This is a genomic window from Nocardia neocaledoniensis (genome assembly GCF_003182135.1).
GTDB classification, from domain to species: domain Bacteria; phylum Actinomycetota; class Actinomycetes; order Mycobacteriales; family Mycobacteriaceae; genus Nocardia; species Nocardia neocaledoniensis.
Window position 1 is genome coordinate 68,194 of the sequence record NZ_QGTL01000013.1, and the last position, 23,751, is coordinate 91,944.

Below are 23,751 nucleotides of genomic sequence, written 5' to 3' on the forward strand. Positions count from 1 at the left end.
GTGCGGCTCAGATGCCCAGGCGCCAGATGACGGCGTCGACCGCGCGCGGCGACACGGTCGCGACGGCCTGCAGGATCCGGGTGTAGCGCGGGTACAGCTCGATCGGCCTGGTGCGCAGGGCGGTGCGGATCCAGTCGGCGGCCTGCTCGGCGGTGAGCGCCGCCGCGTCGTCGTAGGCGCCGGTGGGCGCGATCATCTCGGTGCGCACCAGCGGGAATCCGAGCGTGGTGACGTGTACGCCCCGCGATCGCGTCTCGGCGCCGAGGCTGCGCCCGAACGCGCCGAGGGCGGCCTTGGACGCGTGGTAGGCGGTGAACTTCGGCATGCTGCCCGCCGCGACGCCCCAGGTGGCGACGTTGACGACGTGCCCGTCGCCCGCGGCGAGCATCGCGGGCAGCAGTCCCATGGTGAGCCGCGCCGCGCCGAAGTAGTTCAGCGCCATCGTGCGCTCGTAGTCGTGGAAGCGGTCGGTGGCCTCGGCCGCGTGGCGCCGGATCGACCGGCCCGCGTTGTTCACCAGCACGTCGACGGTGCCGTACTCGTCGAGCACCGTCTTGACCAGCGCGTCGGTGTCGTCGGCGTCGGACAGGTCGCAGGTGACGGCCTCGGCCTGACCGCCGTTCGCGCGGACCGCGTCGCGCACCTCGAACAGTGGTTCCGCTGTGCGGGCGACGAGGATCAGCCGGGCGCCGTCGCGGCCGAGCGCGTGGGCCGCCGCCCGGCCGACACCGGAGGACGCCCCGGTCAGCAGCACGGTCTTGCCCGCGATCTCGTGGCGCTCGCCCAGCACGAGCCGCGCCACCGTCCGCGGTACGGCCGGGGGATTGAGCAGCAGGGACCGGGCGAGGCGTTCGAGCACGAGGACTCCTGGGTGTCGGCGCGGCGGCAGGAATTTACCAAGTAGTAAATTACAAAGGGGTCAATCCGGTGTCAACGTCCGACGGCAACAGCTCGGCGAGCAGGGGAGCCCATTCGTACCGGCGGGCCGGAAAACACCGCTCGAGCAGCTCGCGCATGATCGAGGGGGCGATCGACGCGCCCGGCGAGGCGCCGAGCAGCCCGGCCACGGTTCCGTCGGCGCCGGTCACCAGCTCGGTCCCGAATTCGAGCACCCCACCGCCCTTGCCGTCGGGCTTCACCAGCTGCGCGCGCTGCCCGGCCCGCACCAGCTCCCAGTCGGCCGGGTCGGCAGTCGGATAGAACCGGCGCAGCTGGGCGAACTTGCGCCGCCGCGACGCCAGCAGCTCGCTGATCAGAAACCGCACCAGATCGACGTTGCGCAGGGCGACGGACAGCAACGGCCGGATGTTGTGCGGACGCAGCGTGGTGAACAGATCGGTGAGCTTGCCGGAGCGCAACAGCCGGGTGCTGAAGGTGGCGTACGGGCCGAACAGCAGCGACGCGGCACCGTCGACCTCACGCCGGTCCAGGTGGGGCACCGACATCGGCGGCGCCCCGAGCGCGGCCTGGCTGTAGACCTTGGCGTGATGCTCGGCGACGACGTCCGGATTGTCGGTCCGCAGGAACTGGGCGCCGAGCGGGAACACGCCGTACCCGCGGACCTCCGGCAGCCCGGCCCGCTGCAGCAGGCGCAATGCGTACCCGCCCGCGCCCACGAAGACGAACCGGGTGCGGACCTGAAAACGCCTGCCGCTGCCGAGGTCTCGGCCGCGCACCGTCCACAGGCCGTCCTTCTCGCGGGTGAGTCCGGTGATCTCGCGGTGCAGCCGGACCGCGTTGCCCGCCGCCGTCATCGTCGCCAGCAGCGCTCGGGTGAGCGCGCCGAAATCGACATCGGTGCCGGCGAGATGCCGGGTCGCCGCCATCTGCTCCCGGTCGTCGCGGCCGCGCACGAGCAGCGGCGCCCACCGCTCGATCACCGCGCGATCCTCGGTGTACTCCATCTCCGCGAAGCCCGGCTGCTCGCGCAGGGTGGCGTAGCGCTGCCGCAGGTAGGCGATGTCGCGCTCGCCGAACACCACGGTCACGTGCGGCGTGGGATGGACGAAGGCGCCCGGGTCGGTCAGCGCGCCGCGGGCCGCCAGCGCCGCCCAGCACCGGCGGGAGAGCTCGAACTGCGCGGCGATGCCGGCGGGGCGCGTCCCGTCGTGCGGGTCGGGCATGTAGTTGAGTTCGCACAGACCCGAATGGCCGGTACCCGCGTTGTTCCACGGATGGCTGCTCTCGGCGGCCGGTTCGCCGAGCCGCTCGAACAGCGCGATCGACCAGTCCGGCGCGAGGGTGCTGAGCAGTGCGCCGAGCGTGGCGGACATGATGCCGCCGCCGATCAGGACGGCATCGAGCACGTCCTCGCCGGTGACGGAGTGCAGGGGCGTGGTCTCGGTCATCTCGAACCTCCCGTGAGCTGATGTCCTGCCATCGTCAGGCCGCAGGGAGTGATCCGTCCAATACGGAATCGCCGAGGATATGATCCGAAAATGGATGAGAACGCGGATGCGCAGGCGCTGGCTCCGCTGCTGGCCGCGTTCGACGCGGCGGCCGAGGAGGGTCACTTCACCCGGGCGGCGCAGCGGCTCGGGGTGCCGCAGTCCTCGCTGAGCCGCCGGATCAAGACGATCGAGCAGACGCTCGGGGTGGCGCTGTTCCAGCCGGTCGGCCGGGGCGTGACGCTGACACCGCAGGGCCGCGAGCTCTACGCGCACACCCGGGGGCTGGTGCGCGCCCTCGACGACGCGGTGCGCCGCGTACGGGCCGACGCCGACCCCGACAGCGGTCTGGTCCGCTTCGGCTTCCCGCTCACCCTCGGGCCGGTGAGCATCCCGACGCTGCTGGCGCAGTTCCACACCGGGGCGCCGCGGATCCGGCTGCACCTGGTGCAGGCGCACGGCGAAGCGCTGGCCGACCAGGTGCGCGCGGGCGCGCTGGACCTGGCGGTGATGATCCCGCCGCCGACCGACCTGCCGACGGTGCCGCTGGGCAGACAGCGCATCGACCTGCACGTGGCCCGCACCCACCCACTGGCCGGGCGCACCAGGATCGACCTCGCCGACCTGGCCGGCGAGTCCTTCATCGCCAATCCGCCCAGCTACCAGCTGCGCAGCCTGCTCGACACCTGGTGTGCCGCAGCGGGTTTCACCCCACGGGTGGCCTTCGAGATCACCGAGTTCGAGACCCTGCGCGAACTGGTCGCGCTCGGGCTCGGGGTCGCGCTGCTGCCCGCGGCCGAGCAGCCGCATCCCGACCTCGCGGTGGTGCCCATCGATGGCGAACGCGACCGCGAGATCGGCCTGGTCTCGGGAGACCATCGGCCGACGCTCGCGGTCGCGCGGCTTCGGGATTTCCTGATCGCGCGGGCGGCGCGGATCAGGGTGTCGTGAGGATCAGTCCTGCGGAACGCCGACGTCGATACCGCGCGCGGCCAGCCACGGGTGCGGATCGATCGGGGCGCCGTAGAGGGAGCCGTCCGGCACGTGCACCTCGTAGTGCAGGTGCGGCCCGGTCGACTGGCCACGGTTGCCGACGGTGGCGATGACGTCACCGGCGTTGACGTGCTGACCGGTCTCGACCAGGATCTCGTTGACGTGGCCGTACACGCCGATGGTGCCGTCGTCCTGCTGGATGCGGACCCACAGGCCGAACCCGGAGGCCGGGCCGGTTTCGATCACGGTGCCGTCGGTCACGGCGAAGACCGGCGCACCGATCGGATCACCGAAGTCGATACCGTTGTGCGCGGCGCCCCAGCGAGGGCCGAAGTAGGAGGTCAGCCGGCCGTTGACCGGTCGGACGGTGTGCGGGCGGGGCGGCGGCGGAGGCGGCGCGATCACGGGCAGCGGCGGCAGCGCGAAGGCTGCGGCCTCACGGTGCTCCTCCAGGGGAGCGGGCGCGGTGCCCTGGGGGCCCTGCGCCTCGGTCGGGGTGTGCGCGGTGAAGCGGTAGGGCGACTGACCCGCGGCGATGGACTCCGCGGCGCTCGCGGAGATCGTGGTGTCGGAGGCCGGGGTCTCGGGCTCACCGAAGGTGGCGGCGGAAGTACCCACGAGGGCGGACAGAGCCACCGCACCCGCGACAACGCCTCCCCAGCGACCGGCGAGGGCGTCGGAGACGCGAGCAGATAACGGGTTGGTCACGAACATGTCTCGAACGTAGCGAAGTCGTAACCTCGACACCGAACGATGTGGCTGTGATCACGGACGGCTATAACGCCAGTTGATCTATAACAACGGTATAACGAATGCGGAAATTCCGGGGACCGACCGGGGTATCTGCCCAGTTCGCAAGATCATTGCCGAATTGCTGCTTCCCGGGGACACTGATTCAGTGGACACTAACGGAGTTCGTGCCATCACGGCCCTGTCCGACCCCACCCGCCGCGCGATCTTCGAGGCCCTCCCGCAGGGTCCGCGCGCGGTGGCCGAGCTCGCCGCCGCCACGGGGATCACCAGTTCCGCCGCGTCGCAGCACCTGCGAGTGCTGCGGGAAGCGCATCTGGTGAGCATGCGCCGCGACGGCAACCGTCACCTGTATTCCCTCGACCCGCGCGGCCTCGCCGATGCCCGCGACTACCTCGACCAGTTCCGGCCCAGCGCACTGGCCGCGCACGCCGCGCGGTTGCGCGACGCGGCCGGTCCGGATCCGGCTCAGCCCACCCGGCGGTAACGCGAGCGGGTGGACTCGGCCCAGTCCTGCTTGTCCAGCTGGGCGTCGACCGCGGCCACGACCTCGGGGACACCGATCCGCAGCAGGCCCGGATCCGGCACCCGGCCGTCGGGATCGCCGACCTGTCCGGCCCACAGCACCGCGTGCCTGCCCAGCAGATGCGCCGGGGGGCCACCGCGCCGGGGCGGTGTCGGTCCGAAGAGTAGGACGGTGCGGGTGCCGAAGGCCGTCGCCAGATGCGCCACGCCGGTGTCGCCGCTGATGACCAGTGCGGCCTCGGCGACCGTGGCGGCCAGATCGGTGAGGTTCTGCCTGCCCGCCAGCACCCGGCCGTCGGGCAGTCCGGCCTGGGCGGCCACCTGCATCGCGATCTCGCGCTCGAACGGGTCGCCGGTGAGCACCACGTCGCGGCCGAGGACCAGCAGATGGCGCACCACCGCGGCGAAACGCTCCGGCGGCCACCGGCGCGCGGGCGCGCCCGCGCCGATGTGCACGACCACGCAGTCGCGCCGGCTGAGCGAGGCCACCGGCGGCACCAGTCCGAGGTTGCGGCGGTCGGCCACGATCCCCTCCGACTCGAGCAGCTGGCACCACCGGTCCACCGCGTGTGCCTCCGGGTCCCAGCGCGGCCCGGCGAGCTTGGGCAGCGCGGGGGAGCGGTGCCCGATGATCCGGTCGGCGCCGGTGTCGGCGAGCGCCCGCGCGCTGGCACTGTCCGCGCCGTGCAGGTTCACCGCCAGTTCGGGCGCCGGTCCGTCCCAGATCAGGGCCGCCGGATCGGCGGTGGGAACCAGTTCGTCGACCGAGGAGATCAGGTCGACGATCTGTTCCAATCGATGCGGCGCCGCCAGCACGATCTTGCTGCGCGGCTCGGCCCGACGCAGGGCACGCAGAGCCGGGACCGCGGCGAGCAGATCACCGAGGCCCCGAGCTTGCAGCACGAGTACAACCGACACTTCCATGACCTACCCGAGACCCAGGGGCGTTAAACGTTCGCGCGGGCAACGACGTGGCGGTGGTCACGAGCGGGCCCGCACCGGCATATTCGCGGCGGACCGGGTGGTCGCGACACGGCAACAGCGCCAGCTAATCTCCGGAAAACGAGAGTGGATCGGCATAACATCACGTCATGACGACAAATACCGTGTTGGAGAGCCCAATCGCGGCTCTTGCCAAGAAAACCTGGCAAACGATTCTCGTCACCGGCCTCCTCGCGGTGATCCTCGGCATCATCATGCTGGTGTGGCCGGGTCCGTCCTTGTTGGTCGCCGGCATTCTGTTCGGTGTCTACATGGTGGTCAGCGGCATTTTCCAGCTGGTCGCCGCGTTCACCCACCTGCCGAGCACCAGCTTCCGGGTGCTGTCCTTCATCAGTGGTGTGCTGTCGCTGATCATCGGTGTGTTCTGCTTCCGCGACGACTTCACCTCGATCGTGTTGCTCGGCTTGTTCATCGGCATCAGCTGGCTGTTCCGCGGCGTGGCCGTCCTGTTCGCCGCGCTCGCCGAGCCCGGCGTCCCCGGTCGCGGCTGGCAGATCTTCTACGGCATCATCAGCGCGATCGCCGGCGTGGTCCTGATCGTGTGGCCGATCGGCTCGATCGCGACCCTGGTGGTGGTGGCCGGCATCTGGCTGATCGTCATCGGGATCATGGAAATCATCACCGCCTTCGGCGTGCGCAAGGATTCGCATCTGCTCGACCAGCAGGCCGTCTGACACGCACGGAATTGTTCGTCGGAAATCGGCCGGTGTCTTCGGGCACCGGCCGTTTTCGCGTGAACTACGCTCGGCGTTCATGGAATTCGTTTATGACCTGGTGGTTGTCGCCCACCTGCTCGGCATGGCCGCACTGGTCGGTGGCTTCGTCGCCGCCCGCCCCGTCGTCTCCGAGCTCATGGTGTGGGGTGCGCGGGCGCAGCTGATCACCGGCGTGATCCTCGCCGGCCTGGCCTCGGGCGTCGAGTCGCTCGACAAGGAACCCGACACGACCAAGCTCGCGGTGAAGCTCGCGATCTCGGTGGCTGTCGCCGCGCTGGCCGAGATGGGCAGGGCCGACGCCAAGCGCGGCAAGCAGATCGACTGGATGACCGACGCCGCGGGCGGCCTCGCCATCGTCAACGTCGCCGTGGCCGCCCTCTGGAACTGAGCCGGACCACCGTCGTCGAGCCGCCCGCCGCGCGTCGGATCAGCCCGCCGCGCGCGCCCGGCGGGCCAGTTCGACCGTCGCCGAGCGCAACTCACCGATCTCGGTGAGCGGCTGCGCGTAGCCGACCCGCGTGCGGGCCACCCCGCGCGGGGTCTCCACCCGGAGCTCGAGCCCGTAGCGGTCGGCCCGCTCGCAGGCGGCGGCGGTGGCGTCGGGGAAGCCGCCGAGGTGCTGGGCCATGGCCAGCAGGGCGTCGGCGTGATCGGCGTTGAGGTGCGCGATGCCCGGCGCGGCCTGCGGCACGATCGGATCGGGACGCGCGGCCAGGTACTGCTCGGCGGAGGCCGAATCCATCCGCCCGTAGCCGCCGACCCACCGCACCCGCTGCACGCGCAGGACCCACAGCGTGAAGTCGCTGTAGTCGATGTAGTACTTCGCCGCCGGGATCGCGGCCAGGTGCGCGGCCCGCGCCGCCTCGGCCTCCGCGCCGACCGGCTGCTCCACCACTCCCGCCAGCGTGATGCGGGTGCCCGCCAGCGGATCGGCGGGAATGTCGGGCGTCACGATCGCGATGCTGGCCCGCGGATCGGCGGCCAGATTGCGGCCGTGCTCGGCCAGGCGCGAGACGCTCAGCACCGGCGCGCCGTCGAGCAGGCCGTAGGTGATGAACGAGGCCCACGGCGCGCCGTCGGCCGTGAGGCTGGCCAGCGTGCCCGTATTGGTCGCCGCCGCAATCGTTCTGGCCTCCTCGGCCGCCGACGGGCGCGCCTCGTTGGCCAGGGGGGTCAGCGGCAGCGGGATGGCGGGCGCGTCGCCGGGATCGCCGTGGTCGAGAGTCATGGCGACAGCGTATCCACCCCGACCGCCCTGCGGGGCGTGCTCGTCAGCCAGCCGTGCAGGGCGCGGTAGACCGCCTCGTGATTGAGCAGGCTGAAGTGGTGTGCCGCGGGGACGTGCAGGCCGTCGACGCCGCCCATGCCGATCCGCCGGGTCCGCCCCCGGCCCGATCCGCTGCCGGTGAGGACCAGGCCGTCACCGATGATCCGCCCGAGCGGATGCCGGGCGCTGCGCGTGACCGTGGCGGTGACGAAGTAGTGGTCGGTGTCGGCCAGCAGCGGCACCTCGCGGACCGCCCGCGCGCGCAGGGTGTCGACGTCGAGATCGCGCCAGTCGTCGTCGACCAGCGAGCCCTGCCGCAGGTCGCGGATGCCCGCGCTGCGTCTGCGCAGCAGAGTGGCCAGCGGCCGGGTCTCCGGCAGCCGGTCGAACGCGGCGGCGGCGTAGTGCGCGGCCTGTTCCAGCGGGGCGCCCAGGTGCGGCGAGCCGAGGCAGACGACTTGGCGGACCGCGCGCACCCACGCCTCGTCGGCTTCGTCGGCCTGATGGCAGGCGCTGCGCGCGACCAGCCCGCCCATCGAGTGGCCGAGCAGGCAGATCTGATGGACCGGCAGCGGCCAGGCCGCCACCAGCCGGTCCAGCAGCGCGCTGAGCAGTGCCGCGTTCTCGGAGATGTGCAGCCCGGTGTTGTAGCGGACGAAGATCGGGGTGTAGCCGAGGTCGAGATCCAGGCGCTCGCCATAGGCGGGACGGCCGCCGAGCCGCCAGGCGTGCTCGGTCTCCACCAGTCCGTGGACGTGGACGACGAGCCGGGAGGTCGGCACCGCGAAGTGCGCGGCCAGCTGCTCGGGCGGGACCGGGGCGCCCTCGACGCGGAAGGTCATGGGGGCGGCCAGGATCGGGGCCTCGTCCTCGAGCTCGTCGCCGATCAGGCCCTGCAGGGCGGCCAGCGCGCCCGCGCCCCACACCGTGCGCGAGGGCGCGGGCAGCTGGGGGAGTTGCACGGCGCCCGCGACCTCGCTCACCACGAAGCCGGTCCCGCCGACGGCCGCGTACACGCCGGCGGTGATGGCATCGTGCACGGCCTTGACCGGCGCTGCGGCGGGGCCGACGCCGATCCGCACGGCCGCGAACACGCGGTCGGAGATGGCACGGTGGATCGCCGCGATCCCGTCGACGGCGCCGAGGAACTCGTCGCCCGCCAGCCGCGTGAGTGCCTGTACTTCGGCCTGGGACTGGGGGATCTGCTCGGTCACGGAATTGAGAGTACAACTGTGCACTGAAAAACGCGCGGGGTGGGTGCCGACTCACGAGGAAGGCCGCCGTGCACGGGGCATCGTCACAAAGAAGAACATGAAAGTACCGAGATATGCGCATCTAATTATGTGTTTGCCATGGGTAGAACCACCAAAAAGAAGGCGAAGGACGGCGGGGAAGAGACCCGCCGCCCTCGGCCACGGATCACGGTTGATGGACGATCGCGTACCACAGCGCGCCGAGCGTGCCCAGCACGAAAAGCGGCGAGATGACCCAGGTTTCGACCCGGTTGCCGGTCCGGTCGATCAGCGGCACCCGCGTGCGCAGCGGGAACGGCCACAGCAGCCGGACCCCGCGGTCGGTGAGGCAGTCGCCGAGCAGATGCGCCAGACAGCCCAGGCCCACGCAGATCGGCAGCCACGCGGGCCGGTCCACGATCCAGTGGTCCACCGCGAAGGTGCCCGCCGTCGCCAGCACGATGACCGTCCCGTACGTCCGCAGGCTCTTGCCCGGCGGGCACAGGTGCAGCGAACGCACCGCCAGGGCCAGCAGGAAGAAGACGAGGGCCAGGGTGAACGGCCTGCCCAGGTAGTGCTCGCCCGCCCACGTGGCGGCGATCGCGACGACCACGAACAGCAGCGAGTGCGTGCCGTGCCGGTGCCCGCCCGAGGCCCAGGAGATCAGCCGGCACAGGTGATGGGACACCGGGCCGAGCACATGCGAGATGGTCCCGCTCGGATGATCCGCGTCCGGCAGCAGCGCCGCGCCCGCCGTGAGCAGTGTCCCCATGATCAATTCGGCGATCCCGAATCGGGTTGTGTCGCTGTCGAACAGGGGAAACGCGGCGACCGTGAGGGGGAGCGCCGCGGCGGTTCCCGCCCAGGCCAGCGCCCCACTCGTCGCATGTGAATGTCCAAGCACCCCGCAACGTTAGAGGAGCTCACTACTTGGGCGCATATGCCGAGGAAGACGCCCGGCGGCGAAACACACCGGGCCGTCGGGGAGTTCGTCGCGCGCTCGAGCGGAAGGCTTGCCGGGGCGGCGCGGCGCTGGTTCGATCGGCCCGTGACCGAAACCTCCGACGCGCCCCGCATCGTCCATGCCACCCGCGATGTCGCGGCGAGCGCCGCCACCGTCTTCGAGCTGATCGCCGACCCCGCCCAGCAGCCGCGCTGGGACGGCAACGACAATCTCGCGCAGGCGAAGCCGGGTCAGCGGGTCCGCGCCGTGGGCGCGGTGTTCACCACGACCCTGACCAACGGCGCCGACCGCGACAACCACATCGTCGAGTTCGAGGAGGGACGCCGCATCGCGTGGAATCCGTCCGAGCCCGGCCAGACCCCGCCCGGTCACCTGTGGCGCTGGGAGGTCGAGCCGATCGACGAGCACACCGCGCGCGTGACCCACACCTACGACTGGACGAACCTGCACGACGAGAAGCGCGAGGTGCGGGCCAGGGCCACCACCGCCGACAAACTGCTGGCCTCGGTGGACCGGCTGGCGGCGATCGCCGAAGGCGAAGCCTGAGTTCGCCCGCCCCACACGACAACACCCCGCGATCCCGGTGATCGCGGGGTGTTTTCCGTCGGAGGCTCAGACCAGGTCGAACCGATCCAGCTCGCTCACCTTCGTCCACGCGGCGACGAAGTCGTGCACGAACTTCTCCCCGGCGTCGTCGGTCGCGTAGGCCTCGGCCAGGGCGCGCAGCTGCGAGTTCGAGCCGAACACCAGGTCGGCGCGGCTGCCGGTCCAGGTCACCGCGCCGGAGTCGCGATCCCTGCCCTCGTAGAGGTTCTCGTCAGCGGCCGAGGGTGCCCACTCGGTGCCCATGTCGAGCAGGTTGACGAAGTAGTCGTTCGTCAACGCCCCCGGCGTCGCGGTGAACACGCCGACCGGCGACTGCTGGTGGTTCGCGCCGAGCACCCGCAGCCCGCCGACCAGCACCGTCATCTCGGGTGCGCTCAGGGTGAGCAGGTTCGCCTTGTCGACGAGGAGATACTCGGCCGGGATCTGCTGATCCTTGGCCAGATAGTTGCGGAACCCGTCGGCCGTCGGCTCCATCGCCGCGAACGACTCGACGTCGGTCTGCTCCTGGGTGGCGTCGGTGCGACCGGGTGTGAACGGCACGCTGACGTCGTGGCCCGCCACCTGGGCCGCCTGCTCGACGCCGACGGCGCCACCGAGAACCACCAGGTCGGCGAACGAGATCTGCGAGCCCCCTTCGGCGTTGAAGCTCGCCTGGATGGTCTCGAGCGTGCGGACCACGTGCGCCAGTTCGTCGGGCTGGTTGACCTCCCAGCCCGCCTGCGGCTGCAGCCGGATCCGGCCGCCGTTGGCGCCGCCGCGCTTGTCGCTGCCACGGAACGTCGACGCCGCCGCCCACGCCGTCGACACCAGCTGCGCGACGCTCAGCCCCGAGGCCTGGATGTGGCTCTTCAGCATGGCGATCTCGGTGTCGCTCACCAGCGGACCGGTGTGCGCGGGCACCGGGTCCTGCCAGAGCAGCTCCTCCTGCGGCACCAGCGGGCCGAGGTAGCGCGCCACCGGCCCCATGTCGCGGTGGGTGAGCTTGTACCAGGCCCGGGCGAAGGCGTCGGTGAGCTCGTCGGGGTGCTCGAGCCAGCGGCGGGTGATGCGCTCGTAGGCGGGGTCCATGCGCATCGAGAGGTCGGTGGTCAGCATGACGGGGGTGCGCTTGACGGCGGGGTCGAACGGATCGGGCACCGTGCCCGCGCCGGCGCCGTCCTTGGGGATCCACTGGTTGGCGCCCGCAGGGCTCTTCGTGAGCTCCCACTCGTAGCCGTAGAGGGTTTCGAGGAAGTTGTTGTCCCAGGTGATGGGGGTGCTGTTCCAGATGCCTTCCAGGCCGCTGGTGATCGCGTCCGCGCCGACCCCGGTGCCGTGGGCGCTGTGCCAGCCCAGGCCCTGCCGCTCGAGCGGGGCGGCCTCGGGTTCGGGGCCGACCAGGTCCGCGGGTCCGGCGCCGTGGGTCTTGCCGAAGGTGTGGCCGCCGACGATCAGTGCCGCGGTCTCCTCGTCGTTCATGGCCATCCGGGCGAAGGTCTCGCGGATGTCGATCGCGGCGCGGAGCGGATCCGGATGGCCGTTGGGGCCTTCGGGATTGACGTAGATCAGGCCCATCTGGACCGCGGCGAGCGGACGCTCGAGGGTGCGCTCGCCGGAGTAGCGCTCGTCGCCGAGCCAGGTCTGCTCGGGACCCCAGTAGACGTCCTCCTCGGGCTCCCAGGCATCCACCCGGCCGCCACCGAAACCGAACGTGGGGAAGCCCATCGACTCGAGCGCGACGTTGCCCGCGTAGACGATGAGGTCGGCCCAGGAGAGTTTCCTGCCGTACTTCTTCTTCACCGGCCACAGCAGGCGGCGCGCCTTGTCCAGGCCGGCGTTGTCGGGCCAGCTGTTGAGCGGCGCGAACCGCTGCATGCCCGAACCCGCGCCGCCGCGGCCGTCGCCGACGCGGTAGGTGCCCGCCGAATGCCAGGCCATCCGGATGAAGAACGGGCCGTAGTGGCCGAAGTCGGCGGGCCACCACGGCTGCGAGGTCGTCATGACCTGCTCGATGTCCTGCTTGACCGCCGCGAGATCCAGCGTCGCGAACTCCGCCGCGTAGTCGAAGTCCGGGTCCATCGGGTTCCCCGCGGGCGGATTCTTGTGCAGGATCGTGAGATTCAGCTGATGCGGCCACCAGTCGCGGTTGCTGCCCCGCGCGTCCGCCGAGGCGAACGGTCGTCTGCCGGTGACGGGACAACCGCTCGCGCCGGGCTCGGTGTTGGCTTCCGCGATGGGTGGATGGTCCTCGGGCACGGTGATTCCTTTCACGAGTGCACCGCGCCGAAGGGTGACCCCGACCCGGCTCAGGAAGTGTCCTGCATGGACACGTTCCGGATTATTACTCGTTCCAGATGGCACCGGTGCCGTTTCGGCACAAGCGAGGTCTAGGTGGTCACCGGGGTCCGGGTCGCGCGCTCGATCAGGTACTCGACGAGGTGGGTCAGCACCGCCTTGGCCGACGGACGATCCCGCGCGTCACACAGCATCACCGGTGTGTTGGGGTCGAGATCGAGCGCGTCACGTACCTCGTCGACGGTGTAGCGGGGCGCGCCCTCGAAGCAGTTCACCGCGATCAGGAACGGCAGCCCGCGCCGCTCGAAGAAGTCGACGGCGGCGAAGGAATTGCTCAGCCGCCGGGTGTCGGCGAGCACGATCGCGCCGAGCGCGCCGCGGCACAGCTCGTCCCAGAGGAACCAGAACCGGTCCTGGCCCGGCGTGCCGAACAGGTAGAGCACCAGATCGCGATCGATGGTGATGCGGCCGAAGTCCAGCGCCACCGTGGTGGTCGACTTCTGCTCCACCCCCGACAGATCGTCGACGCCGGTGCTGACCTCGGTGATCAGCTCCTCGGTGCGCAGGGGCGCGATCTCGCTGATCGAGGAGACCATCGTGGTCTTGCCGACGCCGAAGCCGCCGGCGATGAGGATCTTCACCGAGGCGGCCAGGTGCTGCCCGCCCGATGCTGTGGGGTCAAAGTTTTCGGATGCCATCCAGAACCGCTCGCAATACGTTGAGGTCTCCCGCGCCGGCCTCGGCCGCCACCGGAGCCCGGAAGATGAGGTGGCCCTCGCCGATGAGATCACCGACGAGGATCTTGGTCACCGCCAGAGGAAGTTTCAGCACGGCCGAGACCTCGGCCACCGACTGCGGACGCTTGCACAGCCGTGCGATCGTCGCGTACTCGGGTTCGGGCCTGCGCAGGGTGGGGGCGGGGTGCACGGCCACCACCACCGTGAGCATGTCCAGGTCGTGCGCCGCACCCATGGTGCGGCCGCGGGTCACCGCGTACGGCCGGACCAGGGGTCCGGCCGCGTCGTCGAACCACGGATCGCCGAGTCGAGTCATGATGACGCTTCCTATAGCTCCGCAAGTCCGTGCCGCGGTTCGGTCGACAGATAGCTGCCGACCCGCTGCACGGTGAGATTCATTTCGTAGGCGACCATGCCGAGATTGGCCGACTCGTTCGCCTGCAGGGCCAGGCACGCGTTGTCGCCCGCCGAGGTGACGAACAGGACCGCGCGGTCGAGCTCGATCACCGCCTGCCGCACGCCGCCGCCGTCGAAGCGGCTGCCCGCACTGCGCGCCAGCCCGTAGAGGGTCGACGACATCGCCGCGAAGTGCTCGGCGTCCTCGCGCTTCATCTGCGAGGAGCGTCCGAGCAGCAGCCCGTCGGTGGACAGCACGACCGCGTAGCGGACCCCGGCCAGCCGGTCGACGAGATCGTCGAGCAGCCAGTTGAGATCACCTGGGGAAGAGTTCACCTCAGCCTTCCTGTTCCTGATTCGAATTGCTCAGTGGTTTGCGACCCTGCCGGGTGCCGTTCTCGATCGCGGACATGATGTCGCGGGCCTGCTCGGGCGAGCGCGGCCGCTCCGGGGTGGCGGCGGCCTCGGCCGCCGGTTCCTCGGTGAGTTCGGGCACCAGATTGGTCTGGCGCTGGCGGCGCGGCAGGGCGGGCCGATCCTCGTTGCGCGGCGGCGTCGCCGGGATCTGTGGCACGGCCGGAACCTCCGACGCGGTGGGGAATTCGGGAACCGGGGGGAATTCGGGCACCACCGGCGCCGGCGGCTCGGCGACCAGGGTGGCCACCGGGGCCGGGGCCGAGTCGACCGCGGTCAGCGGCCCGGTCACCACCGGGGAGGGCAGGCCGCGGCGCTGCGCCGAGGACAGCGCGGGCGGCGAGCTCGGCATGTCGTCGGCGCCGTCGGCGAGCAGCGTGGTGGGCACGAGGACGATGGCCCGGATGCCGCCGTAGTCGGATTCGCTGAGCCGCACCGAGACTCCGTGTGTGGTGGCCAGGCGGGCGACCACGAACAGGCCGAGGCGCGAGTCCGAGGACAGCGTGCCGACGCCGAAGTCCGGCGGATCCGCCAGCATCGCGTTGAAACGCTCCATGTCCTCGGGGTTCATCCCCATGCCCTGGTCGGTGATCTCGATGACCACGCCCTTGCCGACGACGTTGCCGCCCGCCTCGACCCGAGACTGCGGCGGGGAGAACGCGGTGGCGTTGTCGACGAGCTCGGCGAGCAGGTGCACGAGGTCGGCCACCACGGTCCCGACGACGCTCACCTCGGGCAGCTTGGTGACGCGCACCCTGGCGTAGTCGAGGGTCTCGCCGATGGCGCTGCGCACGACGTCCATCACCGGCACCGGCTTGCGCCACTGCCGTCCCGGGCGGCCGCCGCCGAGGATGATCAGGTTCTCGGCGTTGCGGCGCTCGCGGGTGGCCAGATGGTCGAGCCGGAACAGGGTCTCGAGCAAAGCCGGATCCTCTTGCCGCCGTTCGGCTTCGTCGAGGATCTCGAGCTGGCGGTGCACCACGATCTGGCTGCGGTGGGCGATGTTGAGGAACACCGCGCGCACGCCCTCCCTGGTGCGGGCCTCGTCGACGGCGGCGCGCAGCGCGGCCGCGGCGGCGTGCTCGAACGCGTTGGCCACCTGACCGATCTCGTCGCGGCCGAAGTCCAGCGTCGGGGTGATCTGGGCGGGGTCGACGTCGACACCGTCGCGCAGCGCGCGCATGGTGGACGGCAGCTGTTCGTCGGCCAGCGCGAGGGTTTCGGTGCGCAGGCGGCGCAGCCTGCGGATGATCCGGTTGGCCAGGATCACCGCGACCAGCAGCACGATGCCGGTGAGCCCGAGCACGCCGCCGCCCGCCGCCCACGCGAATCCCTCGGACTGGCGCGAGGAATCGGCGGCCAGGCCCTGGACGTAGCGGTTGTGGGTCGAGTACAGGTCGAGCAGGGCCTGATCGACGGCGCCCAGCGCGCTCTGCCATTCGGCCGAGGTCATCGGCAGCGCGTCCGGCGCGGCCTGCCTGCTGCTGCTCGTCGAGCTGCTCGCCGGCTTCGCGTACCGGGCGATGATCGCGCTCTCCATGGCCGCGAGCTGCTGCCACTGCGGCGAGGCCGTCAGCGACTGCAGCACCTCGCGTTCGGAAGCGGTGAGCTCGGGGATGAGCTGGGTGAGTTCGGTGCGGTAGAAACCGGTCTGGCGGATGTACTCGTCGAGCGGCACGGCGAACTGTCCTTCGGCGGCGACGAGGGCCGCACCGAGGGCGTTGCTGCGCGACATCGCCTCGATGCCGGCGAGCAGCTTCATGCCCTCGCTGACGCCGCCGGCCACGATCGCGTTCGGCGCCTCGGTGAGCACCAGCTTGGTGCCCGCGAGGAAGCTGTCGATCACGACGTTGAAGAACATGTACGCCTGCTCGGCGGGGAGCATGCCCGCGTCGGCGCCTGCCCGCATGCCGCTGAGGTTGGTCCGGAGCAGTTCGTGCTCGGCCTGGTTGTCACCGAGATCGGTGCTGTCCACGTCGCGCAGCTGCTGCACGACGGCGTTGAGCGCGTCCAGGGCGCTGTCGGTGCGCGCGCGAGCGGCGGCGAGACCGGGCAGCGTGGTGGGGTCACCGGCGACCAGCGACAACGTCAGGTGGCGCTCGGACTGGATGGCCTCGATGAGATCCTGGGTGGGTGCGACGGCGCCTTGCAGGGCCGAGGCCCACTCCTTGGCGGTGTTGCTCTCATTGACCAGGTATCCCGCCGTGCCGACGCCGACCGCCACCAGCGCCACACTGGGAATGAGAGCGATCGCCAGAATCCGGGTACGAACACCGAGTCTCGCTAAGAACATCGCCATAACGTAACGGAATCGTTGCACTGTTGTCGCGCCTGTCTCGGTGAGCGAGACGCGATTTGGATTGTCGCCGAAGACATTTGCTAGGGCGGCGTGGACACGGAAAAGCGGCGAGCTCACCCCGCCGGCTGAGCCGCGATGGCCCAGTCGGCGGGGGCTCGCCGTGTCCTGGCCGCGCCGGGAAGGGTCCGGCCAGGTCAGGTCCTCGCGCCGCTACAACGTGCGGTCGGCGCCGGTCCGTGGGGGCGGGGCCGCGGCCAGCGCCGCGTTCTCCGCCGGGGTGAGCTGCCGCGCGCGCAGCACGAAACGCATGCCGTGGCCCGCCTCGAGCGACCGCTCGTCGGCCTGGCCACGCACCGCGTCGACGGTGAGATGGGTGTCCTTCCAGTGTTCGAACTGCGCGGGGCTGATCCAGAATTCGGTGTGCCAGGTGAGCCTGCCGAGCAGCACGTCGGCCTTCTCGATCGGGAACTCCTTGGCGGAAAGGCAGACCGGCGCGACCTCGCGCTCGCCGCTGCCGCCGGACTGGCGGAACAGCACCGGGCCGTTGTCCTCGATCAGCCTGCGCAACAGGGTCTGCGCGCGCTCGGTGATCTCCACGCGATGGATCCGGTTCTGCATCAGAACATCCCGGGGTTCGTCGTCGAATGGCTGACCAGTACCTTCTTGGTCCGCTGGTAGTGCCCGAGCAACATGGCGTGATTCTCCCTGACGGCGCGCGCGGGGTAGGGGTCGTAGCAGTTGGTGAAGATCCGGCCCGCGTCGATCTCGCGGGCCAGCCGGTGGGCGGTGGCGATGTCGCGGGTCCACACGCCCGCACCGAGACCGTGACGGGTGTCGTTGGCGAGGCGGATCGCCTCGTCCATCGTGTCGTAGCGGGTGACGGCGACAACGGGTCCCAGGATCTCCTCGCGGAAGATCCGCATCGTGTTCTCGCCCTCGAACACGGTGGGTTCGATGAAGTACCCACCGGGCAGGCCGTCGACCTTACGTGCTTCCCCTCCAGTGAGCACGCGGGCGCCTTCGGCTCTGCCGATGTCGAGGTAGGACAGGATCCTCTCGTACTGGTCGTTGCCGGCCTGCGCCCCGATCATCGTCTCGGTGTCGAGCGGATGACCGGACACGATGGCCTCGGTGCGGGCGAGGCAGCGGGCGAGGAACTCGTCGTAGATCGACGAATGGACCAGCGCGCGTGAGGGACACGTGCACACCTCGCCCTGGTTCACGGCGAACGTGACGAAACCCTCGACGGCTTTGGCGAGGTAGGCGTCGTCGGCGGCCGTGACATCGGGCAGGAAGACATTGGGGCTCTTGCCGCCCGGGTCCGGGGTGTCGACCTTGGCCAGTCCCGGATGACCGGTCAACGGGGCGAGCACCTGCGCGGTGCGCCCGTTCACCACGTTGAGCACGCCGGGTGGCAGCAGGTCGGCGATGAGCTCGACCACCAGCAGCAGTGAGGCGGGCGTCTGCTGGGCCGGGACGAGCACCACGCAGTTGCCGGCGGCCAGGGCGGGCGCCAGCAGCGCCGCCGCGGACAGGATCGGGAAGTCCCAGCCCGCGCGCTGGCCGATCACCCCCAGCGGACTGTGGAAGTGATAGGACACGGTGTCGAGGTCGAGCGGCGCGATCGCGCCCTCCTGGGCCCGCAGGACGCCGGCGAAGCAGCGGAACTGGTCGACCGCCAGCGGCAGGTCCGCGTGCAGGGTCTCCCGGACCGGTTTGCCGTTGTCCCAGGTCTCCGCGACGGCCAGCGGCTCGATGCTGTTCTCGATCCGGTCGGCGATGGTGGTGAGGATGCCGGCCCGCGCGGCGATCGGGGTCGCGGCCCAGCCGTCGGCGGCCCGCTGGGCGGCCTCCACCGCCAGCTCGATGTCGGCGGCGGTGGATCCGGCCACCGCGCAGAAGGTTTCGCCGTCGACGGGGGAGGTGTTGTCGAAATAACGGCCTTCGATCGGCGCGACCCAGTCGCCACCGATGAAGTTGTCGTATCGGGCGGCATAGCTGACTATGCCGGTGTCCGATCCGGGCTTGCCGTAGATCATGCGCCTCGCTCCTCGCGGCCTGTGCGTGGTGGGACACACTATGGTCGGCGAAGGTTGGTACGAGGTAGGTGCGGGTGTTCACGCAGGTCAGGACTGGCGCGCGGTGTAGAGACGTGCGGTGACGACCGCGCGGCGCACATCGTCGCGGGGGAGCAGGCGCAGCGCGTGCTCGTGGATGGCGATGTCGCCGGGGCAGCGCTGACCGAAGGCGACGGCGTGTTCTGGGCGGTCGCTGCCGAGCACGGCGTTGCGGATGCCGACATCGAGGTGCGCGCGCCACTGTTCCACGCCGGGCAGGTCGGAGCCGGGCAGCAGCGGACCGCGGTAGAGCCACAGGGCCGAGGTGAGGTCGCCGCCCTCGATGGCGGCGAGCAGGTCCACCGCGTCGCAGGAGATCGGCCCGGTGAGCATGTAGCGCCGGTTGGCGATCTCGCCGCGGGTGGCCCGGCGCAGGTGCGAGACATCGGCTTTGAGCGTGTTGAGCGAGACCGACCGCTCGCCGTAGACCGCGGCGTGCAGTTGCTCGGGGGTGTAGCCCTCGGGTTCGAGCGCCAGCAGGGCGAGGATCTCGAGCTGCCGTGGCGGCAGGGGCACCGGCCGCCCGTCACGGAGAAGCCGTGCGGCGCCGAGACATTCGAGGCGCACGCCGGGCGCCGGGGCGGGCGCCTCGGCCCGCAGCATGGTCTCCACCGCGGTGACCAGGGCACGCACGGAGGTCATCACCATCGGATGGGACCGCTCCCAGCTCGAGGACAGATCGAGCACGCCGACCTGGCGGCCGTCGGGTCCGTGGATGGGCGCGGAATAGCAGACCCACCCGTGCAGCGCCGCCACGAGATGTTCGGCGGAGAACACCGTGCAGGCCTTGTCGTCGTGCAGGGCCAGGGACAATCCGTTGGTGCCCATGTGGCTTTCGTCCCAGACCCCGCCCGGGGCGAAGTTCACCTGCTCGCCCTGTCGGCGCAGCGTTCGATCGCCCGCGGTCCACAAGATGGTGCCCGATTCGTCACTGACGACAGCGAGATAGCCGGAGTCCTCGGCGATTCCGCGCAGCTGGCCTGCGAGTTCGGTCACCGGCCTACGCAGCGGCGATTCCGACCAGCGGTCGCTGATGTCGTTGAAGCCAGGTGCGACGGTCTGTCCCGGATCGACCGTGTGCAGCGAGCGCTGCCAGGACTTGGCGACTTCTTCGCGCACCGGACCCGTGTCGCGGGGCAGCTGCATCGGGCGCGAGGGCGCGGCGAGCCGGTTCCACTGTTTCTCCAGCGCACCGCGATAGTCCGCGAGCCGGTCGGGCCTGGGTGAGCCGGCGCCCGGGTCCTCGTGTGCGCCCACGTTCACTCCCTGCTCTCCGCCGTGCCCTGTCCTGTCTATCAGCTGGGCGGGCGACGTGTGCGCTGTTTTCCGGCGGACGACCAGGTCGCCGGTGGCTGCCCTGTCGTGGCGGCTTGACGGAACCGCGGTTACTTGTTCAGGAACAGACCGGCGATATCGGCGTTCTTGATGGGGGTGTCGACGTTGCGCTGGCCCGCGCACAGCAGGTCGACCTGCACGATCATCGAATCGACCAGGGTGCCGGCCGGTTCGTTGTCGGAGCCGGTGCGCTCCTTGATCGCCTTGGTGATGGTGATCCGCTTGGTGTCGGGTTCCTGGTTGACGTAGTCGCGGCAGGTCGTGTCGCCGCCCTGGTTGAGCGCCCGCTCGACCTCGCTGCAACCGCTCGCCAGCACCGCCAGCACCGCGACGCCGAGCGCGAGGGTCCCGGTTCGGGTGGTGGACTGCATGGTTCCTCCTGGAGGGTTCGCTGAGCGCGCCGCGCGCGATCGGGTGGCCCCAGCCTATGCGGTGCGGCTCAGGTGCGGTGGATCCGCAGGGGGACGAGTTGTTCGGCGGCGGTGAGTGAGCCGTGATGGCCGACCATCATCGTCTGCACCGGCTCGGCGGCGGTCCGCACGATGCCGCTCGTGCCCAGCGCGGCGACCACGAGATCGCCGATGCGCGAGGTGAATTCACCGGCCACCGGTCCGAACCAGCCGGCTTCGACGGCCTCGGCGCGGGTCCGGACGAGGAAGTCGGCGCCGAGGACGGCCCGCCAGGTCGCGGCGACGTCCGCGGCCGCGCCGTCGCGGGTGTACACATGCCGGGCGCGCGGTTCGCCGCCCAGCTCGGCCACGCCGTCGGGCAGCTCGGGGTGGGTGTCGAAGTCGATGCGGTCGACGAGTTCGACCATGCCGTGGTCGGCGGTGACGATCAACGCCGAGCGGGCGGGCAGCCGGGCGGCGAGTTCGGCGGCGATCCGGTCGACGTGGGCGAGCTCGAAGCGCCAGGCCCTGGTGGCGGGCCCGCGCGCGTGCCCGGTGGTGTCGAGCTCCGAATGATAGGTGTAGACCAGGGTTTTCGGCGCCGAGCCGACCGCGCGCAGCACACCGTCGAGCAGATCGCCGACCGAGTAGGTGGGCCGGAAGTCGCCGCCGCGCCAGCCCGCCCTGGTCAGGCCGGAGCCGTTCTGATAGCCGGGCGCCACCTGGACGGCGGGGATGCCGGCGGCGATCGCGCGCTCGAAGGCGCTGGGTCGCGGCTGGACGTGCTCGGGCGCGAAGGCGGTCAGCGCGTCGACCTTCGGGCCCTCGCCGTGCAGCCGCCAGCGCAGGGTGTTGAAGAGCCGGTCCTGGCCGGGCAGGCGCAGCAGGTAGCTGAGGATGCCGTGTTCGCCCGGCGGCAGGCCGGTGCCGAGGGTGGTGAGGCTCGTGGCGGTGGTGCTGGGGAAGCCCGCGGTGAGCGTCGCGGCGGGCAGGCCGGTCAGGAACGGCGCGGTCGCGGCGTTCTCGGCCAGCGCCAGGGCGCCGAGCCCGTCGACGAGCAGCACGCACACGTGGTCGACGTCCAGCGCGAGCCCGAGCCGGTCGGTCTCGCCGGCCACGCCGAGGCAGGCGAGGACCGAGGGGAGCAGGTCCGCGAGCGAGGCCTCGCCGTAGCGGGGGACGAGCACCGAATCGTGGATCGCGGTGGCGGACATCGGGTCTGCTGCTCGGTGCTGCACGAGTCCACTGTAGGGGAGCCGACGCGCCGGGCAGAGCGGATTTCCCGCGCGCGTCAGGCGTGGTCGCCGCGCGGGGCGATCAGGTCGGCGAACGACCGCATGATCGTGTCGACCAGGTCCGCGGTGGGGGTGCCCAGCTGGGCGCTGCGTTCGTCGAGCTTCCCGTCCAGCCACAGCGAGGCCAGCCCGTGCCCGAGACCCCACCAGGCGATGGTGATGACATCGGCCCGCCCCGCGGGCAGTATCCCGGCGGCGATGGCCTCGCGCACCGTATCGGCCAGCACGGCGAAGGCGGCGTCCCCGGCGACGTGGGCGTCGGGGTGTTTCTCGGACTGAGACAGCTCCGGCCGGAACATGAGCCGGAACTGGGCGGGGTGGTCGCGCGAGAAGCGCACGTAGGTCTCGCCGAGCGCCGACAGCGCGCCCAGCGGAGTGGTCGCGGCCGCCTTGGCCGCGGTGAGTTCGGCGGCGAGCTTCTGGAAGCCGTCGACCGAGAGCGCCGAGAGCAGCGCGGCCCGATCGGGGAAGTGGTGATAGGGCGCTCCGCTGCTGACCCCTGCTTCCCTCGCCACCCGGCGCAGGCTCACCGCCGCGAGGCCCTCGGTCTCGATCAGGCGCAGGCAAGCGTCCATCAGGGTGGCCCGCAGGTCGCCGTGGTGGTAACTGGTGCGCTTCACCCCTGTGAGCGTAGGCGACCCGGTCGCGGGAATTGGCACTGGACATCGAATCTATGCAGTGTTTAGATTATTTGAGCACCGCTCAGATAGGGCGGGCCCGCACCGATAGGTGAACACCATGACCACACGGGTACTCGTCACCGGCGCCACCGGTTTCGTGGCCGGACACTGCATCGCCGACCTGCTCGAGCACGGGTACGCCGTCCGCGGCACCGTGCGCGACCTCGCCGCCCACACCAGGCGCGCGCACCTGACCGACCTCGCCCGCCGCACCGGCGGTGAGCTGGAATTCGTCGCCGCCACTCTCGACGACGACGCGGGCTGGGCCGAGGCGGTGGCGGGGTGCGACGCCGTGCTGCACGTCGCCTCGCCCTTCCCGTCGGCCCCGCCCGACGACGAGCGCGCCCTGATCGAACCCGCGGTCGAGGGCACCCTGCGCGTGCTGCGCGCCGCCGCGGCGGCCGGGGTCCGGCGGGTCGTGCTCACCTCCTCGGTCGCGGCGGTGGCCTACGGCCACGAGCGGGACGAGGTGCGCACCGAGGCGGACTGGTCGGTGGTCGACCGGATCCCCGCCTATCAGAAGAGCAAGACCCTCGCCGAGCGCGCCGCGTGGGACTTCGTCGAATCAGTGCGCGGGACAAGCGAACTCGAACTGGTCGTGGTGAATCCGGGCATGGTGCTCGGTCCGCTGCTCGAGCCGACGACCAGCACCTCGCACGAACCCGTGCGCCGCCTGCTCAACCGGGACGTCCCCGGTTCGGTGCGGACCGGCTGGACCCCGGTCGACGTGCGCGACCTGGCCGTCGCGCACCGACTGGCGATGGAGGTGCCGGAGGCGGCGGGCAACCGATACCTCTGCGCGGCCGACCCGTTGTGGATGGGCGAGCTGGCCGCCCTGCTGGCGCGCGAGTACGGCCCGCGCGGCTTCCGGGTGCCGACCAGGGTTCTGCCGAACTGGCTGGTGCGGCTGGTCGCGGTGTTCGACAAGGGCGTCCGGCTGACTGTTCCCGTGCTCGGCCGCACCGAACGCGTGAGCGCGGAGAAGGCGCGCCGCGAACTGGGCTGGACGATGCGCCCGATCGAGGAGACGGTGCGCGACACCGCCGACAGCCTCATCGCCTTCGGCGTCGTCGGCACGCCCGGTGCCCGCCCCGCGGCGCCCGCCGCGGCCGGGACCCGGTGAGCGGGCGGGGCAGCGATGCTGATCACCGCTCTCGTCCTCGCCCTGGCCGGCTTCCTCCGGCGTGGCCGCGGTCGGCGCGCCGACACCGCCACCGCGCCGCGAGCGCCTCGCGTCGGCCGGGTCGTGGCCGCGGTGCGGCGCGGTGCGGTCCGGCTCGTGCGTGAGCCGATGCCCGCGCTGTCGGCCGCCGTCGCGGTGTTCGGGCTCGCGATCGTGGGCACGCATCTGCTGTGCGCGGGGCCCGCGTGAG

At 71.1% G+C, this 23,751-nt stretch carries 25 protein-coding genes; 7 read left to right on the forward strand and 18 right to left on the reverse strand.

The genetic code is table 11. From position 1 onward, the window contains the following. Positions 1-7: 7 nt before the first annotated feature. Positions 8-859, reverse strand: a complete 852-nt coding sequence (locus DFR69_RS27785; RefSeq protein WP_110040612.1) for an SDR family oxidoreductase — start codon at positions 857-859, stop codon at positions 8-10. A gap of 49 nt (positions 860-908) precedes the next feature. Further along, entirely contained in the window at positions 909-2,348 is a 1,440-nt protein-coding gene (gene mqo / locus DFR69_RS27790) for a malate dehydrogenase (quinone) (RefSeq protein ID WP_110040613.1), read from the reverse strand. A gap of 90 nt (positions 2,349-2,438) precedes the next feature. Between mqo and DFR69_RS27795 the strand changes: the two genes are divergently transcribed. Continuing rightward, the gene (locus DFR69_RS27795; protein WP_110040614.1) at positions 2,439-3,338 is read left to right on the forward strand and encodes a LysR family transcriptional regulator; all 900 of its coding nucleotides are present in this window, start codon (positions 2,439-2,441) and stop codon (positions 3,336-3,338) included. A gap of 3 nt (positions 3,339-3,341) precedes the next feature. Here the strand turns inward: DFR69_RS27795 and DFR69_RS27800 are convergent, their stop codons facing one another. Then, a complete protein-coding gene (locus DFR69_RS27800; protein ID WP_110040615.1) occupies positions 3,342-4,094 on the reverse strand; it encodes a M23 family metallopeptidase in 753 nt (250 codons plus the stop codon). A 184-nt stretch (positions 4,095-4,278) separates the two neighbouring features. Between DFR69_RS27800 and DFR69_RS27805 the strand changes: the two genes are divergently transcribed. Next, positions 4,279-4,617, forward strand: a complete 339-nt coding sequence (locus tag DFR69_RS27805; RefSeq protein WP_110040616.1) for an ArsR/SmtB family transcription factor — start codon at positions 4,279-4,281, stop codon at positions 4,615-4,617. On the opposite strand, the gene DFR69_RS27810 is transcribed toward DFR69_RS27805, so the two are convergent. After that, the gene (locus tag DFR69_RS27810; RefSeq protein WP_110040617.1) at positions 4,599-5,579 is read right to left on the reverse strand and encodes a glycosyltransferase family 9 protein; all 981 of its coding nucleotides are present in this window, start codon (positions 5,577-5,579) and stop codon (positions 4,599-4,601) included. The genes DFR69_RS27805 and DFR69_RS27810 overlap by 19 nt on opposite strands. 167 nt (positions 5,580-5,746) lie before the next feature. Between DFR69_RS27810 and DFR69_RS27815 the strand changes: the two genes are divergently transcribed. After that, entirely contained in the window at positions 5,747-6,331 is a 585-nt protein-coding gene (locus DFR69_RS27815; RefSeq protein WP_110040618.1) for an HdeD family acid-resistance protein, read from the forward strand. A gap of 79 nt (positions 6,332-6,410) precedes the next feature. Further along, on the forward strand, positions 6,411-6,761 hold the full coding sequence (locus DFR69_RS27820; protein WP_110040619.1) for a hypothetical protein: 351 nt from the start codon (positions 6,411-6,413) through the stop codon (positions 6,759-6,761). 39 nt (positions 6,762-6,800) lie between these two features. On the opposite strand, the gene DFR69_RS27825 is transcribed toward DFR69_RS27820, so the two are convergent. The 3 genes from DFR69_RS27825 to DFR69_RS27835 form a co-directional block, all read right to left on the reverse strand. Continuing rightward, complete coding sequence (locus DFR69_RS27825; protein ID WP_110040620.1) at positions 6,801-7,601, reverse strand: HugZ family pyridoxamine 5'-phosphate oxidase; 801 nt, start codon at positions 7,599-7,601, stop codon at positions 6,801-6,803. Then, entirely contained in the window at positions 7,598-8,854 is a 1,257-nt protein-coding gene (locus DFR69_RS27830) for a lipase family alpha/beta hydrolase (protein ID WP_110040621.1), read from the reverse strand. Before DFR69_RS27830 ends, DFR69_RS27825 begins: the two co-directional genes overlap by 4 nt. A gap of 205 nt (positions 8,855-9,059) precedes the next feature. Then, positions 9,060-9,776, reverse strand: a complete 717-nt coding sequence (locus DFR69_RS27835) for a metal-dependent hydrolase (protein ID WP_110040622.1) — start codon at positions 9,774-9,776, stop codon at positions 9,060-9,062. Between the two features lie 144 nt (positions 9,777-9,920). On the opposite strand from DFR69_RS27835, the gene DFR69_RS27840 reads away from it, so the two are divergent. After that, positions 9,921-10,382: an SRPBCC family protein gene (locus tag DFR69_RS27840; protein WP_208644060.1), complete on the forward strand. Its 462-nt coding sequence runs from the start codon at positions 9,921-9,923 to the stop codon at positions 10,380-10,382. Positions 10,383-10,448: 66 nt separating this feature from the next. Here DFR69_RS27840 and katG read toward each other — a convergent pair whose 3' ends face one another. From katG to DFR69_RS27895, 11 genes are all read right to left on the reverse strand, one after another. After that, the gene (gene katG, locus DFR69_RS27845; RefSeq protein WP_110040728.1) at positions 10,449-12,677 is read right to left on the reverse strand and encodes a catalase/peroxidase HPI; all 2,229 of its coding nucleotides are present in this window, start codon (positions 12,675-12,677) and stop codon (positions 10,449-10,451) included. Positions 12,678-12,808: 131 nt separating this feature from the next. Beyond that, positions 12,809-13,414 (reverse strand): GTP-binding protein, encoded by a 606-nt coding sequence (locus DFR69_RS27850; protein ID WP_110040624.1) that lies wholly within the window; start codon positions 13,412-13,414, stop codon positions 12,809-12,811. Then, complete coding sequence (locus tag DFR69_RS27855; protein ID WP_110040625.1) at positions 13,395-13,769, reverse strand: DUF742 domain-containing protein; 375 nt, start codon at positions 13,767-13,769, stop codon at positions 13,395-13,397. The genes DFR69_RS27850 and DFR69_RS27855 overlap by 20 nt, the downstream gene beginning before the upstream one ends. A gap of 11 nt (positions 13,770-13,780) precedes the next feature. Further along, complete coding sequence (locus DFR69_RS27860) at positions 13,781-14,185, reverse strand: roadblock/LC7 domain-containing protein (RefSeq protein WP_110040626.1); 405 nt, start codon at positions 14,183-14,185, stop codon at positions 13,781-13,783. A 1-nt stretch (position 14,186) separates the two neighbouring features. Then, entirely contained in the window at positions 14,187-16,556 is a 2,370-nt protein-coding gene (locus DFR69_RS27865) for a sensor histidine kinase (RefSeq protein WP_308633255.1), read from the reverse strand. Positions 16,557-16,772: 216 nt separating this feature from the next. Beyond that, complete coding sequence (locus DFR69_RS27870; RefSeq protein WP_110040628.1) at positions 16,773-17,180, reverse strand: DUF779 domain-containing protein; 408 nt, start codon at positions 17,178-17,180, stop codon at positions 16,773-16,775. Beyond that, a complete protein-coding gene (locus DFR69_RS27875; RefSeq protein WP_110040629.1) occupies positions 17,180-18,601 on the reverse strand; it encodes an aldehyde dehydrogenase family protein in 1,422 nt (473 codons plus the stop codon). The genes DFR69_RS27870 and DFR69_RS27875 overlap by 1 nt, the downstream gene beginning before the upstream one ends. A gap of 87 nt (positions 18,602-18,688) precedes the next feature. Continuing rightward, on the reverse strand, positions 18,689-19,936 hold the full coding sequence (locus DFR69_RS27880; protein WP_308633254.1) for a transcriptional regulator: 1,248 nt from the start codon (positions 19,934-19,936) through the stop codon (positions 18,689-18,691). A gap of 128 nt (positions 19,937-20,064) precedes the next feature. Beyond that, a complete protein-coding gene (locus DFR69_RS27885; RefSeq protein WP_110040631.1) occupies positions 20,065-20,385 on the reverse strand; it encodes a hypothetical protein in 321 nt (106 codons plus the stop codon). 68 nt (positions 20,386-20,453) lie between these two features. Continuing rightward, on the reverse strand, positions 20,454-21,617 hold the full coding sequence (locus tag DFR69_RS27890; RefSeq protein WP_110040632.1) for an alkaline phosphatase family protein: 1,164 nt from the start codon (positions 21,615-21,617) through the stop codon (positions 20,454-20,456). 77 nt (positions 21,618-21,694) lie between these two features. After that, the gene (locus tag DFR69_RS27895; RefSeq protein ID WP_110040633.1) at positions 21,695-22,318 is read right to left on the reverse strand and encodes a TetR/AcrR family transcriptional regulator; all 624 of its coding nucleotides are present in this window, start codon (positions 22,316-22,318) and stop codon (positions 21,695-21,697) included. Positions 22,319-22,436: 118 nt separating this feature from the next. Between DFR69_RS27895 and DFR69_RS27900 the strand changes: the two genes are divergently transcribed. Next, positions 22,437-23,501 (forward strand): NAD-dependent epimerase/dehydratase family protein, encoded by a 1,065-nt coding sequence (locus DFR69_RS27900; RefSeq protein WP_110040729.1) that lies wholly within the window; start codon positions 22,437-22,439, stop codon positions 23,499-23,501. 15 nt (positions 23,502-23,516) lie between these two features. After that, complete coding sequence (locus tag DFR69_RS27905) at positions 23,517-23,750, forward strand: hypothetical protein (RefSeq protein WP_110040634.1); 234 nt, start codon at positions 23,517-23,519, stop codon at positions 23,748-23,750. The last annotated feature ends 1 nt before the right edge of the window (position 23,751 follow it).